General features: G+C 54.4%; 12 protein-coding genes. 9 read left to right on the forward strand and 3 right to left on the reverse strand.

Annotated elements, in window-relative coordinates:
- A complete protein-coding gene (locus J5067_RS15250; RefSeq protein WP_264651471.1) occupies positions 1-2,166 on the reverse strand; it encodes a TonB-dependent siderophore receptor in 2,166 nt (721 codons plus the stop codon).
- Positions 2,167-2,582: 416 nt separating this feature from the next.
- On the opposite strand from J5067_RS15250, the gene hutW reads away from it, so the two are divergent.
- The 9 genes from hutW (at position 2,583) to fdhE (ending at position 12,658) form a co-directional block, all read left to right on the forward strand.
- Positions 2,583-3,899 carry a heme anaerobic degradation radical SAM methyltransferase ChuW/HutW gene (gene hutW, locus J5067_RS15255; protein ID WP_264651472.1) on the forward strand — a complete coding sequence of 439 codons (1,317 nt, stop codon included), beginning with the start codon at positions 2,583-2,585 and terminating at the stop codon, positions 3,897-3,899.
- Between the two features lie 12 nt (positions 3,900-3,911).
- Positions 3,912-4,406: a heme utilization cystosolic carrier protein HutX gene (gene hutX / locus J5067_RS15260; RefSeq protein ID WP_264643331.1), complete on the forward strand. Its 495-nt coding sequence runs from the start codon at positions 3,912-3,914 to the stop codon at positions 4,404-4,406.
- Entirely contained in the window at positions 4,403-5,035 is a 633-nt protein-coding gene (locus J5067_RS15265) for an NAD(P)H-binding protein (RefSeq protein ID WP_264651473.1), read from the forward strand. The genes hutX and J5067_RS15265 overlap by 4 nt, the downstream gene beginning before the upstream one ends.
- A gap of 248 nt (positions 5,036-5,283) precedes the next feature.
- Complete coding sequence (locus tag J5067_RS15270; protein ID WP_264643329.1) at positions 5,284-5,766, forward strand: YlaC family protein; 483 nt, start codon at positions 5,284-5,286, stop codon at positions 5,764-5,766.
- A 96-nt stretch (positions 5,767-5,862) separates the two neighbouring features.
- The gene (locus tag J5067_RS15275; protein ID WP_264651474.1) at positions 5,863-6,609 is read left to right on the forward strand and encodes a glutamine amidotransferase; all 747 of its coding nucleotides are present in this window, start codon (positions 5,863-5,865) and stop codon (positions 6,607-6,609) included.
- A gap of 477 nt (positions 6,610-7,086) precedes the next feature.
- Complete coding sequence (gene fdnG / locus J5067_RS15280; RefSeq protein WP_264651475.1) at positions 7,087-10,131, forward strand: formate dehydrogenase-N subunit alpha; 3,045 nt, start codon at positions 7,087-7,089, stop codon at positions 10,129-10,131.
- A gap of 12 nt (positions 10,132-10,143) precedes the next feature.
- Entirely contained in the window at positions 10,144-11,076 is a 933-nt protein-coding gene (gene fdxH / locus J5067_RS15285) for a formate dehydrogenase subunit beta (RefSeq protein ID WP_264651476.1), read from the forward strand.
- Positions 11,063-11,698 carry a formate dehydrogenase cytochrome b556 subunit gene (gene fdoI, locus J5067_RS15290; RefSeq protein WP_264643325.1) on the forward strand — a complete coding sequence of 212 codons (636 nt, stop codon included), beginning with the start codon at positions 11,063-11,065 and terminating at the stop codon, positions 11,696-11,698. The genes fdxH and fdoI overlap by 14 nt, the downstream gene beginning before the upstream one ends.
- A 21-nt stretch (positions 11,699-11,719) precedes the next feature.
- Positions 11,720-12,658, forward strand: a complete 939-nt coding sequence (gene fdhE / locus J5067_RS15295) for a formate dehydrogenase accessory protein FdhE (protein ID WP_264643324.1) — start codon at positions 11,720-11,722, stop codon at positions 12,656-12,658.
- A gap of 32 nt (positions 12,659-12,690) precedes the next feature.
- Here fdhE and J5067_RS15300 read toward each other — a convergent pair whose 3' ends face one another.
- Positions 12,691-13,071 (reverse strand): DUF202 domain-containing protein, encoded by a 381-nt coding sequence (locus J5067_RS15300; RefSeq protein ID WP_319802397.1) that lies wholly within the window; start codon positions 13,069-13,071, stop codon positions 12,691-12,693.
- Positions 13,022-13,396: a YidH family protein gene (locus J5067_RS15305; RefSeq protein ID WP_264643769.1), complete on the reverse strand. Its 375-nt coding sequence runs from the start codon at positions 13,394-13,396 to the stop codon at positions 13,022-13,024. Before J5067_RS15305 ends, J5067_RS15300 begins: the two co-directional genes overlap by 50 nt.
- Between the last annotated feature and the right edge of the window lie 44 nt (positions 13,397-13,440).

Consider the following 13,440-nt stretch of genomic DNA (forward strand, 5'->3'; position numbering starts at 1 on the left):
TCAGAATGCCATGGAAGCGCCAATCACCGTGCTGAATCCGGAGGCTGGAATGCCTTCATGCGCGGTGGTGTAGCGTTTGTCCAGCAGGTTGTTCAGCGCCCAGTTCACCTGATACTGGTCATCCTTACCAAAGGTGGCGGTAAACGCCAGATTGGCCGTTGCCCAGCCAGCATGCTGGGTTTCCTGATCGGCGGTGCGGTCTTTGGCTCGCGTTGCTGCGCGCAGGAAGGCATCAGACTCCAGTGAGAACAGGTTAAACAGGGTGACATGCTTCACGCCAAAGCGCCCGGTGAATGTAGGTTCGCCGGTGTCAAAGGTGCTGCGGTTTTCCAATTCCAGCTCACGGCGAATCACATTTCCGGTGACATAAGGGGATACGGTCCAGCCCAGATATTCTGCATGCAGTTCCAGTCCGTAGGTTTTCGCACTATTGGCGTTAGCATAGTAGCGGCTGCGGGTATCAGTGCTGCCAGCGCAGGCAGCGCTGCCCGCGCAGTTGAGCGTGGTGATGTAATCTTTGGCGCGTGAGTGATACACCGCACCGTCCAGCAACCAGTCTGCATTTTTATAGCGAGCGCCCAGTTCATAGTTGTCCGAACGCTCCGCTTGCAGGTTCGGGTTACCGTAGGTGGTGCCGCCGCCTGCGCTGGTGTCGTAGAACTTATGCGTCAAGGTTGGGTAAACATAACCCTGTGCGTATGAGGCGCGTAATTGTGTATTGGTAAAGCCAGAATAGCGCAGCGTGGTGGCGGTTACGGTGGTGCTGTCGTGCTCGCGCTGGCTGGCTTTGGAACTGTTGGTGTTAGCAACGCCGTTTACGCCAATCATGGCAGGGAAGCCATAGCGGGTAATAATGCCATTACTGGTGCTGCCATAAGAGAGTGATTCTACCCAGTATTGGCGCGCGCCCAAGGTCCAGGTCCACTCTGGCGTGATTTTCCATTCATCCTGAGTAAATAACGACCAATGAGTTTGCTGCCAGTGTGCGCCAGAGTTGATATTCGGATTGATATTGATGTTGTACGGGCTTCCCAAGAAGCTGATCGTTTTGCCAATATTGACGTTGGTTGATGCGGTTTGTTTAACATCGTCGCGTGACCACTGCCCGCCGACAATCAACAGGTGATTATCCCAGGGGGTGAGATCGGTTTGCACCGTGATGCCATCGCTAACCTGTTTGTCATGGGTGCCGGTTTTCAATGCCATCACAGAATCGGTCATTGCCCAACCTTCATAGGTGAAGTCAACGCCGCTCTGCACCAGATCGTTGCGGAATTCCCGCTTGATGTTTTGCCGGTAAGCGTCCACATGCACTTTTTTCAGCAGGCTATTGCCGATGTTCCAGTCGTAGAACAGACCGATTTTATCGCGTTCCAAATTGGGAATGCGCACGCTGAAGCTGTCATAGTCGGTGGAGCTGTTGTAGGTCTGGGTACTGACTTTATATCGGTCCAGTGACAGTCCGAACTTGTGTTGGCCGAGACGATAGCCCAGCCAGGCGGATTGGCTGTTGTTACGAAAATCGGTACCGGGCAGGCGACCATCCGGCGTGCTGCGATTGCCCTGATCGCTGTAGCTGCCGCTGAGGCGATATTCAAAATCCCCCAGTGAACCATAAGCGATCGCCGATTGTTGCCAGCCTGCGGTCGCGCTGTCATACATCACCTTGATTTTACCGCCGATGGGCGAGTCTCCACCTTTGCGGGTGATAAAATTGATAATCCCGCCAATGGCTTGTGAGCCGTACAGCACCGAGTGTGGCCCTTTTACCACTTCCACGCGCTCGACATAGGAAGGATCGATCAGCAGGCCCAGACTGTAATTGGGGCCGGCGCGCTGATAGGTCACTTCCTGCCCGTCGATAAGCACCAGCACGCGCGAGGCTTCTTCGCCACGAATTCGAATCTGCTTACGCCCGGCCAACGAGCTGTCAACAATATCCACCCCGGGAATATCCCGCAGCGCTTCTGCCATCTGATCGCCGGTGAATCGGCTCAGTTTTTCACTGTCGATAACCTGCATACTGACCGGACTTTCCCACAGATTCTGTTCGGTGCGCCCGGCGCTGATGACCGTGATTTCGTCTTCCTGTCCGGCCGCCAGCGAGGTATTGCCATAAATAAGCGGCAGTAAACATACCGCTGTGTGCGTCATTATTTTTTTCATCTGTTATCCCTGAAAGGCAAACAATTCTCATTTGCATTGCGAATTGTTGTATTTCAAATGAAACATTTGATCAAAATATATTTATGTTTTTGTGATGGTTGTCATGAATTATTTTTAATAAACACTTGATTTTTGTGTATTTAATTAAATTAAGCAATCTTAATGAAGTGATGATATTTATCATTGATGTAACAATATTATTAACTTTTATTTTTAACGTTATGATTTTATTTTGTATTTTCATTTTGTTGGATCTGACGGTTTTTACAAAAAAGCGAAAAATGCGTTAACGCCGCTGTGAGTCTTGAGCCGCGTTTCCGTTTGGTCGGCAATTCACGTCTGGGCGTGTTGCTAAATACAAATAGTTATCATCTAATCTTTTCACCGTGGTAGAAGTGGAAAGGATGAAAGAAGAAATGAACATTGATTTAACGCCGTATTACGCCCAGCCCGGCGAGCAACCGTTCGCCGCACGGAAGATGGCGATGCCCTGGCGTAATCATGTACCGCTTTCTCCAGAGCAGATTGCTGCAAGCTGGCAAACGCTGCGTCAGCAAACGGTGCCGGCGCGTAAGCGTCTGCTCTATCTCCACATTCCGTTCTGTGCCACGCACTGCACCTTCTGCGGTTTCTACCAGAACAAGTTGCGCGATGACAGCACCGCCGCCTACACCCGTTACCTGCTACAGGAGCTGGCGCTGGAAGCGGAAAGCCCGCTGCATCAGTCCGCCCCCATTCATGCGGTCTATTTTGGCGGCGGCACGCCGACGGCGCTGTCCGCTGACGAGCTGTCGCAGATTATTCGTGCCATCCGCACCTCTTTGCCGCTGGCACCTGACTGCGAAATCACCGTTGAAGGCCGCAGCGCCGGTTTTGATGACGAGCGCATCGATGCGTGTCTGGAGGCGGGAGCAAACCGTTTCTCTATCGGTGTTCAAACCTTTGATAGCCGGATACGCCAGCGCATGGCACGTTTGTTTGACCGGCAGCAGCTCATCCACTTTTTGGAAAACTTGTGCAGCCGGGATAAGGCTGCCGTGGTGTGTGATTTGATGTTCGGTTTACCGGGACAAACCGCAGAAAGCTGGCGCGAAGATTTAGCGATTGTCAGCGATCTGCCGCTAGACGGCGTCGATCTTTATGCGTTGAACCTGTTACCCACCACCCCGCTGGCAAAAGCGGCAGAGAACCAGCGTGTGACGCTGCCGGCGGTGATGGAACGGCGCGATTTTTATCACACCGGAGCCGATTTTCTGGCTAATGCGGGCTGGCACCAGTTGAGCAACAGCCACTGGGCAAAAACCACCCGGGAACGCAATCTCTACAATCTGCTTATCAAACAAGGTGCTGACTGCCTGGCAATGGGGAGCGGCGCGGGCGGCAACGTCAACGGCCAAGCGTATATGATGGAGCGCGATTTGGAACGCTACTACGCAAAGCTGGATAACGGTGAAAAACCGATCGCAATGATGACGCCCGCCAGTAAAGCCGGTGCCTGGCAGCACCGCTTGCAAGCCGGTATTGAAATTGGACGTGTCGCCCTGCCGCTGCTAACACCGCAGGCGGATGTGCTGACACCGTTACTGCATCAATGGCATGAAGCCGGGTTAACCCGCGATGCGTCAACCTGCCTGCGGTTGACCAACGATGGACGTTTCTGGGCAAATAATCTGATGCAGGCGTTACAACAGCTTATCCCTCAGCTCAATGCTGGGGAATCATTGCCTCATTAAGGGAAGAAGATAATGACTTTACAAGAATTATTGGCGACAAATCCGGATGGCACCTTAGAGGCGATCGCGGAGCAATACCAGACCAGCCTGTTTGCGGTTACCGAAGCATTGCCGGAAGCGCAGCGCACGCTGGTGGCGGGGGAACAGTTCGATCGCGTGTGGGATACCATTACTCAATGGGGAGAAGTGACGCTTATCAGTCACACGGCGGATGCCATTCTGGAATTCAAAAGCGTGTTGCCGACCGGAACGCATCGCCACGGCTATTTTAACCTGCGTGGCAAAAATGGGTTGAGTGGCCATATCCGCGCCACTCACTGCCAGCACATTGCGCTTATCGAGCGTAAGTTTATGGGCATGGATACCGCTTCCGTGGTGTTTTTCAATGCGGCGGGTGATGCCATGTTCAAAATTTTCCTTGGCCGCGACGATCACCGCCAACTGCTGGCGCATCAGGTTATCGCATTCCGTTTGCTGGCGGATGAACTGCGGGCGGTGGCGGCGTGACGCCCTGGTTGCTGTTCGGTGCGGGCAGCGGCGTTGGCGCGTGCCTGCTGCAACGCGCACTGGCGTGCAACCAGCCTGTTGTTCTGGTGTTGCGCGACAGTGAACAGGCCAGACAGTGGCGTGAGCAGGGCGTGACCGTGGTAGAGGGCGATGCCTGCGAGCCTGCGGTGGTTGCCGCAGCCTGTCAGGCAGCAGGGCCGGAGGCGATTATCGTTTCCACGCTGGGCGGTGGATCGGTGAACTATCTGGGGCATCGGACGCTCATCGATGGCGCAGAACAGGCTGGCCTGAAGCGCATGCTGCTGGTGACTTCGCTGGGATGCGGTGACGGTTGGCCGCTGCTCTCTGCGCGCGCCAAAGCCGCCTTTGGTCTGGCGGTGAGAGAGAAATCGCTGGCGGAATGCTGGTTACAAAGCAGCTCGCTCGATTATGCCATCGTTCGTCCTGGCGGGCTGCTGGATGTGGTGGCAACGCATAACGGTCAACTGACGCAAGGGCCCGCAACATTAGGGCTTATCTCACGCCAGGATGTGGCATTTGCGTTGGAGAAACTGTTGCTGCAACCGGTATTTGGCAATCAAATCTACAACCTGATCGATCCCGACCTTGAAATGCCTGCGGTACGCTAGTCTCCCAGTCCCACTGCTGTTTTTATTGCGTGTGCCGCTGTGACGGTGCACGCAATGCTTTCTCTTTGACAAACCCGCCTGCTCCCTTTCTCCTGGTCATCGTGTGCTGGGGCATCACGCTGTTGATTTATCGTCTGGACGGAATGTTATTTTTTCGTTAACGCCGATGCGACTATACTGACAGACAACGGCGTAGCATGGTGCGCGTCGATAAGGCGAATCCGGCGGCGAGGAGAGGAAGTATCCCGATGGATGAGATGAAACGTATTCTGAGTGATGACATCGAACGGCTTAATCGTAAAGAGAAGCGCGATAACAAAATCCGCTTTAATCCCGGCTTTATCCGTAAACACCCCTATCTGTTTGGCGGCATGTTGCTGTGCTATCTCCCGGTGATGTTGATTTTGGGGTTTGCCGACTATTTCGGTATCGGGTATGTGGTGGGGTTCACGCTGTTTGTGCTGGGCGTGTCACTGGGGCTGTCGTGCCATGTGAGTCCACGCTACCACTTTGACGATATTGACCAGATGGATTTGCGCGTTTGCTATAACGGTGAATGGTTTAATAAGCGCAGCATTTCGCAACAGGCGTATGCACAAATTCAGTCAAGCACGGAAGTTGCCCCCGAGGTCAAGCAGGGCGTTGAGCAGATTCAGCAGGCCAAGGGCAAAGTGACCTTTTTTGACGTGTATGCGCTGGTGTATCTGAAGTCGCCGGGTTCGGCGGTGTGACCAGACGTCAGTCTCGTGACAGTGTTTCGGCGGCATGGTAGGGTTCAAAAGGAACAGCGGTAACACTCCGCGTATTGAGAAGCAGGTAAGCACAACATGGATAAAAAGCCGTTATTGATTATTCAAATGGGCGTGCCGCCGCAGCCGATTGCCCAGGTGGTGGGTGAACAAAGTGATTGGTTCAGTGCAGCACTGGCCGCGCAGCCGCGTGAGCTGTTGTTGGTTCGCCCAGAGCGGGGGGAGCGCTTACCCCATCCTGACGCGGTAGCCGGGGCGGTGATCACTGGCTCCTGGTCGATGGTTACTGACAGGATAGACTGGAGCGAATCAACGGCGGCCTGGCTGCGTCAGGCGTACCATGCGCAGCTGCCCTTGCTGGGCGTGTGTTATGGACACCAACTGTTGGCGGATGTGCTTGGTGGGCTGGTTGCCGATAATCCCAAGGGCAAAGAAATTGGGCTGCAAACGGTGACGCTGACAGCGCAGGGCGGGAACGACCCGTTGCTGCGCGATCATCCTGCGCACTTCGATGCTTATTTGACACATCAGCAATCGGTACTGATTCCGCCTCCGGGCGCACAGGTACTGGCCTATTCCGACCAGGATGGCTGCCAGATTTTACGCTATGGCCCCCATGCACTTTCGGTGCAGTTCCATCCGGAATTTACCGCCGCGATCATGACGCAGTGCGTGCGTAACAGTGCCAATGCATTACGGGCCGCCGGGCATGATGTTGATCGGCTGCTACAACTTGAGCAGGAACCGCACTGGGCGCGTCAACTATTGCTCGACTTTGTGGCACAGATAGATGATGACGTCGTGCGCTGTAATCCCGCAGCCTGACAGCCAGTGACTTGCCCGATTAAGTGATAATAACGGGTTGCGATAATCCAGCCCGTTTATTTAATAAATAACCCTCCCTGTGCGGTGTAATTGCATTTCCTTCTCTTAAAAATCATTAATGCATTAACGAAACCCGGTAATTCGTTATTACTTTTTGATTTTTTTCATTTTGATCTTGGTTATTTTTTCACAAAAATCGATATGTAAATAAATATATAACGATGGGTATGCCATTTCCGATGGTATTGATAATTATTATCATTAATTGTGACGTGACACCCTTAATGGTGCTTTTTTGAACGTAAATGTGACTTTTCTGTTGTTGTTTTGATAACGGTTTGCGATTTTTATATTTCAATGCATAATACTTAATAAGTATATGGTTTTATCCCCAATCCGGTTCTATCTTATTTATTAATAAAAACGAAATGCTATTTGTGTCACCCCTTTTGAGCAATGTGGGCTTAGGAGTTTTTTATGCAAGTCAGCAGAAGACAATTCTTTAGAATATGTGCGGGCGGCATGGCGGGAACCACGGTAACCGCATTAGGTTTCTCTCCCGCCACGGCATTCGCAGAAACCCGACAGTACAAACTGTTGCGTGCCAGAGAGACAAGAAACAACTGTACCTATTGCTCCGTTGGGTGTGGCATTTTGATGTACAGCCGTGGCGACGGTGCCAAAAATGCGGTGGCCTCGATCTTCCATATCGAAGGCGACCCGGATCATCCAGTAAGCCGCGGCTCTTTATGCCCGAAAGGGGCTGGGCTGATTGACTTTATCCACAGTGACCAGCGCCTGAAACTGCCCGAGTACCGCGCGCCGGGTTCTGATAAGTGGGTGCCCATCAGTTGGAACGACGCCTTCGACCGCATTGCGCGCTTGATGAAGGCGGATCGTGATGCAAACTTTGTGGAAAAAAACAGCGCAGGTGTGACCGTTAACCGGTGGCTTACCACCGGGATGCTGTGCTCTTCTGCGGCCAGTAACGAAACCGGCGCATTGGATTACCGCTTCGCACGTTCACTCGGCATGCTGGGAATGGATACGCAGGCGCGTTTGTGCCACGGGCCGACGGTGGCCGCGCTGGGGGCGACCTTTGGTCGCGGCGCGATGACCAATAGCTGGGTTGATATCAAAAACGCCAATGTGATTCTGGTGATGGGCGGCAACCCGGCAGAAGCGCATCCGGTCGGGTTCAAATGGGCGGTTGAGGCCAAGGTGAAAAACGGCGCCCGCATGGTGGTGGTCGATCCGCGCTTTAACCGTACCGCCGCCGTCGCTGACCTGTATTCGCCGATCCGGGCCGGTTCGGATATCACTTTCCTGCTCGGCGTGGTCAACTACCTGATCACGCAAGATAAAATTCAACATCAGTACGTGTTGTCCTACACCAACGCCAGCCTGCTGGTGCGGGAGGATTTTGCCTTTACCGACGGCCTGTTTAGCGGCTACAGCGAGAAAGACAGCAAATACGACAATACCACCTGGAACTATGAGCTGGATGAAAACGGCTTTGCCAAGCGTGATATGACGTTAACTCATCCGCGTAGCGTGTGGCAGCAACTGAAACAGCACGTCAGTCGCTATACGCCGCAGTTGGTTACCGAGGTGTGCGGTACGCCGCTCGACGATTTCATCAAGATCTGTGAACTGCTGGCTACCACGGCGGTACCCCACAAAACGGCCACGATCCTCTACGCACTGGGCTGGACGCAACACACCACTGGCGCCCAGATGATCCGCACTGCCGCCATGATCCAGCTGTTGTTAGGCAATATCGGCATGGCAGGCGGCGGGGTGAATGCGCTGCGCGGGCACTCCAACATTCAGGGGTATACCGATCTTGGGCTGCTGTCGCTGCGCTTACCCGGCTACATGGACTTGCCCTCAGAAAAGCAGACCACGCTGCAACAGTATTTAAACGAAATTACCCCCAAAGCGCTGCTGGCGGATCAGGTCAATTATTGGAAGAACACGCCCAAATTTTTTATTAGCCTGATGAAAAGTCTGTATGGCGATAAGGCGCAGAAGGAAAACGACTGGGGCTTTGACTGGCTACCGAAATGGGATAAGAGCTATGACGCGCTTAGCTATTCGCGTTTGATGCTGGCGGGTAAGGTGAACGGCTATATTGCGCAGGGCTTTAACCCGATGGCGGCCTTTGCCGATTCCAATCAGGCCCGTGAAGCGCTGAAGAAACTCAAATTTTTGGTGATCATCGATCCGCTGGCGACCGAAACCAGCAACTTTTGGCAAAACCACGGCGAACTGAACGATGTGGATCCGGCCCAGATCCAGACGGAAGTGTTTCGTTTGCCGTCGAGCTGTTTTGCTGAGGAAAACGGCTCTATCGTCAACTCCGGACGCTGGCTGCAATGGCACTTTGCCGGTGCGCAACCGCCGGGTGAGGCGCTGCATGATGGGGTGATTCTTGCCGGTATCCTGCTGCGACTGCGCGAGATGTACGCCAAAGAAGGGGGGGCCAATCCGGAACCGTTGCTGAACATGACCTGGAATTACGCGGACCCGGAAGATCCTACGCCGGAGGAAGTGGCGAAAGAGGCCAACGGCTATGCGCTGGAGGATGTTTTTGACGATCAGGGCAAGCAGATTCTGAAAAAGGGCCAACTGCTCGATAGCTTCGCGCAAATGCGTGATGACGGCACCACTGCCAGCTTCTGCTGGGTTTATGCGGGAAGCTGGACGGAAAAAGGCAACCAGATGGCTAACCGTGACAATGCGGATTCCGGTCTGGGCAACACGCCCGGTTGGTCTTGGGCATGGCCGCAAAACCGTCGCATTCTCTATAACCGCGCGTCGGCGGATGAAAGCGGGCAACCGTGGGATCCGAAACGTGAAGTGCTGCGCTGGGATGGAAAACGCTGGACCGGCAGTGATGTGGCGGACTACAGCACGGCGGCACCGAACAGCGGTGTCGGTCCCTTTATCATGAATCAGGAGGGGTTAGGGCGGCTGTTTGCCATGACCAAGATGGTCGATGGTCCCTTCCCGGAACATTACGAGCCTGTCGAATCACCGCTTAAACAGAATCCGTTGCATGCCAACGTGATGCACAACCCGGCGATGCGCCTGTTTGACGTGGACCGCCAGCGTATGGGAACGCCGGACGAGTTTCCCTATGTGGCAACCACCTATTCGCTGACCGAGTTGTTCCGTCACTGGACCAAACACGCGCGCCTGAACGCGATTGCGCAGCCCGAACAGTTTATCGAAATTGGTGAAGGGCTGGCACAGCAGAAGGGCATTCGCGCGGGAGATATGGTGAAGGTCAGCAGCAAGCGCGGCTTTATCAAGGCCAAAGCGGTGGTGACCAAACGCATTCGCACCTTGACGGTTGCCGGGCAAACGGTGGAAACCATCGGTATTCCCTGCCACTGGGGGTTTGAGGGCACCACGCGCAAAGGTTACATGGCGAATATTCTGACGCCACATGTGGGGGACGCCAATAGCCAAACCCCGGAATACAAGGCTTTCCTGGTCAACGTGGAAAAGGCGTAAGGGAGACAGCACATGGCTATGCAATCACAAGATGTTATTCGTCGCTCGGCAACCAGCGCTTTCACCCCGCCGCCGCAGGCCCGCGACCATCAGGCGGAAGTTGCCAAGCTTATCGACGTGACGACCTGCATTGGCTGCAAGGCCTGTCAGGTCGCCTGCTCCGAGTGGAACGATATCCGCGATGAGGTCGGTCACAACATTGGCGTTTATGACAACCCTATCGATCTGACGGCCAAATCCTGGACGGTGATGCGTTTCTCGGAAGTTGAGGAAAACGGCAAGCTGGAGTGGCTGATCCGTAAAGACGGCTGTATGCACTGTGCGGATCCGGGCTGTCTGAAGGCCTGCCCGGCCGAGGGGGCGATAATTCAGTATGCCAACGGCATCGTCGATTTTCAGTCCGAGCAGTGTATCGGCTGCGGCTATTGTATCGCCGGTTGTCCGTTCGATGTGCCTCGGTTGAATAAAGACGATAACCGCGTTTACAAGTGCACGCTGTGCGTCGATCGCGTGGCGGTCGGGCAAGAGCCTGCCTGTGTGAAAACCTGCCCGACCGGCGCTATCCATTTTGGTACCAAAGAGGATATGAAAACCCTGGCCGCAGAACGCGTGGTCGATCTCAAAGAGCGCGGCTACGACAATGCCGGGCTGTACGATCCGGCAGGCGTGGGCGGCACCCATGTGATGTACGTGCTGCACCATGCCGACCGGCCGCAACTCTATCATGGATTACCAGATAACCCGGCGATCAGCCCCACCGTGACCTTCTGGAAGGGGATTTGGAAACCGCTCGCCGCGATCGGTTTTGCAGTGACCTTTGCCGCCAGCGTCTTCCACTATGTCGGCGTCGGACCCAATCGCGTCGAAGAAGAGGACGACGAGGACGAGGTTAAGGATGAGGCGACCACCGCACAGCATGAGGGTAAACAGCATGAAAAAGAGTAATCGCATTCAGCGCTATAGCGCGCCTGAGCGCATTAATCACTGGATTGTGGCATTCTGCTTCGTGTTTGCTGCGGTGAGCGGGTTAGGGTTTTTGTTTCCATCGCTGAACTGGTTGCTGCATATTCTCGGCACGCCGCAGCTGGCGCGCATTCTGCATCCATTTGTTGGCGTGGTGATGTTTGTCGCCTTCTTGCTGATGTTCCTGCGTTACTGGAAACACAACCTGATCCAGCGTGATGACATTGAATGGGCCAAAAACATCCATAAAATTGCCAGAAATCAGGAAGTCGGTGACACAGGTCGGTATAATTTCGGGCAAAAGTGCGTGTTCTGGCTGGCCATCATTTGCCTGGTGCTGCTGCTGGCGAGTGGAGTCGTGATGTGGCGTCCCTACTTTGCGCCGGCGTTTCCTATCCCGGTGATTCGCTTGGCCCTGCTGGTACACTCGCTGGCGGCCGTTGGTCTGATCCTGGTCATCATGGTGCATGTGTATGCGGCACTATGGGTGAAAGGAACAATTACTGCTATGGTAGAAGGCTGGGTACCTGCGGCGTGGGCGAAGAAGCATCATCCGCGCTGGTATCGAGAGATTCAACGAAAACAACAAGAAAAACAACCGTAAACAACAGGAAAAATCACCCGGATGAGTATTCGCATTGTCCCTCAGGATCAGTTGGAAAATAATGAAAAATCATCAACGGTGGGCGTGATCCCGCCGTTGTTGTTCGCTAATTTAAAGAGCCTGTACAGCAGCCGTGCAGAGCGTCTGCGCCAATTGGCGGCTGACCATGCGCTCAGCGATTACCTGAATTTTGCTGCTGCCATCGTTGAGGCACAGCAGAAGGTGCTGCACGATCATCCGTTGCGTGTCGATTTGACCGATGTGCTGGCGCAAGCGCAGCAGAACAATCGCCCGCCGCTGGATGCCAGCGTGTTCCCGCGTGATGCGCACTGGCATACGCTGCTGCATGCGTTGATTGAAGAGTTAATGCCTGCCGCAAACGGTCAGGTGCTGACCACGCTGGAACATCTGAAGAAAATGCCGGAGCAGGAGTGGGAAACACTGGCCGACAGCCTGCTGGCACATCAGTTCAGCGGAGAAGATAACGATAAAGCCCCGTTCATTTGGGCGGCCCTCTCTCTGTATTGGGCGCAGATGGCGACACAACTGCCTGGTAAAGCGAAAGCCGAAGTGGGTGAGCATCGTCAGTTCTGCCCGGTGTGTGGCGGCATTCCGGTTTCTGGCGTGGTGCAACTCGGAACCACCAGCGGTCTGCGCTATCTGCACTGTAACCTGTGTGAAAGTGAATGGCACATGGTGCGCGTGAAATGCAGTAACTGCGAGGCAACCGGCAACCTCAACTATTGGTCGCTGGACAGCGAAGAGTCGGCCATCAAGGCAGAAGGCTGCGGTGATTGCGGCACCTATATCAAGCTGCTGTATCAGGAGAAAGATCACCGTGTCGAAGCGGTCGCAGACGATCTTGCCTCACTGGTACTGGATATCAAAATGGAAGAAGAGGGATTCTCTCGCAGCAGCATCAACCCCTTCCTGTTTCCTGAGTACACCACCGCAGATTGATGTCATAGCGCACCGTTATTGATAACGGTGCGTCAATGTGACAAGGCGTGCAACAAGCTCCCTGCCAACACCAATGCCGTCACCACCACCGAGGTGGAACAAAACGCGATGGCATAGCGAACCCATGCGGCTCCCGATGCTGGGCGCTGATGCGTAAAGCGTAAACGCCACACGCTCATCGCCACCATCACCACGGCGAGTATCAGCAGCAGCACGCTGCACAACAGGGCTAACCCTGAGCCGCGATCGAAACTAAAGCGAAAACAGAGCAGACTGACGATCAGTGCCAATAGCACCGACCGTGACCAGGCCATGCCGGTTCGTTGGGGTTGTAGTCCCGGATCGGGCGCAGCGGGCAGGCGGTTAACCAACGATAACCACCACGGCCAGCACCAAAGCAATGGCGGTAACAAACAGCGTCACCAGCAGCAGTAGCGGGCTGTAGGGCATGTTTTGTTCCTGACGCATGGCATTTTCGCTGCGCGCCCAGCGAAAGTAGGCCAGTCCACCGAGCAGTGCGGCTCCCAGCACCAGTAACAGCGCCAGACTCTGCCGGACCACCGGCGTTGCCAGATTGACGGTGAATTGATCGATGGCAATGGCACCCGCCAGAAAGGCCAGAGCGGTGCGAATCCAGGCAAGAAAGGTACGCTCGTTGGCCAGAGAGAAACGATAATCTGGGGTTTTTCCTTGCTGCCACCAGGGCTTTTTATCTGATGGAGAGGGCGGTGTGGTCATCATTGTTCTTCACGATTGATAGGTGCTAACGCAGTCAGGCTCAA

This window comes from Candidatus Symbiopectobacterium sp. NZEC151, assembly GCF_025962655.1.
Lineage (GTDB): Bacteria > Pseudomonadota > Gammaproteobacteria > Enterobacterales > Enterobacteriaceae > Symbiopectobacterium.

Bases quoted from the DNA above. Each gene is read 5' to 3' on its own strand.
- J5067_RS15250 (WP_264651471.1), bottom strand. From the start codon at position 2,166: ATGAAAAAAATAATGACGCACACAGCGGTATGTTTACTGCCGCTTATT.
- hutW (WP_264651472.1), top strand. From the start codon at position 2,583: ATGAACATTGATTTAACGCCGTATTACGCCCAGCCCGGCGAGCAACCG.
- hutX (WP_264643331.1), top strand. From the start codon at position 3,912: ATGACTTTACAAGAATTATTGGCGACAAATCCGGATGGCACCTTAGAG.
- J5067_RS15270 (WP_264643329.1), top strand. From the start codon at position 5,284: ATGGATGAGATGAAACGTATTCTGAGTGATGACATCGAACGGCTTAAT.
- J5067_RS15275 (WP_264651474.1), top strand. From the start codon at position 5,863: ATGGATAAAAAGCCGTTATTGATTATTCAAATGGGCGTGCCGCCGCAG.
- fdnG (WP_264651475.1), top strand. From the start codon at position 7,087: ATGCAAGTCAGCAGAAGACAATTCTTTAGAATATGTGCGGGCGGCATG.
- fdxH (WP_264651476.1), top strand. From the start codon at position 10,144: ATGGCTATGCAATCACAAGATGTTATTCGTCGCTCGGCAACCAGCGCT.
- fdoI (WP_264643325.1), top strand. From the start codon at position 11,063: ATGAAAAAGAGTAATCGCATTCAGCGCTATAGCGCGCCTGAGCGCATT.
- fdhE (WP_264643324.1), top strand. From the start codon at position 11,720: ATGAGTATTCGCATTGTCCCTCAGGATCAGTTGGAAAATAATGAAAAA.
- J5067_RS15305 (WP_264643769.1), bottom strand. From the start codon at position 13,396: ATGACCACACCGCCCTCTCCATCAGATAAAAAGCCCTGGTGGCAGCAA.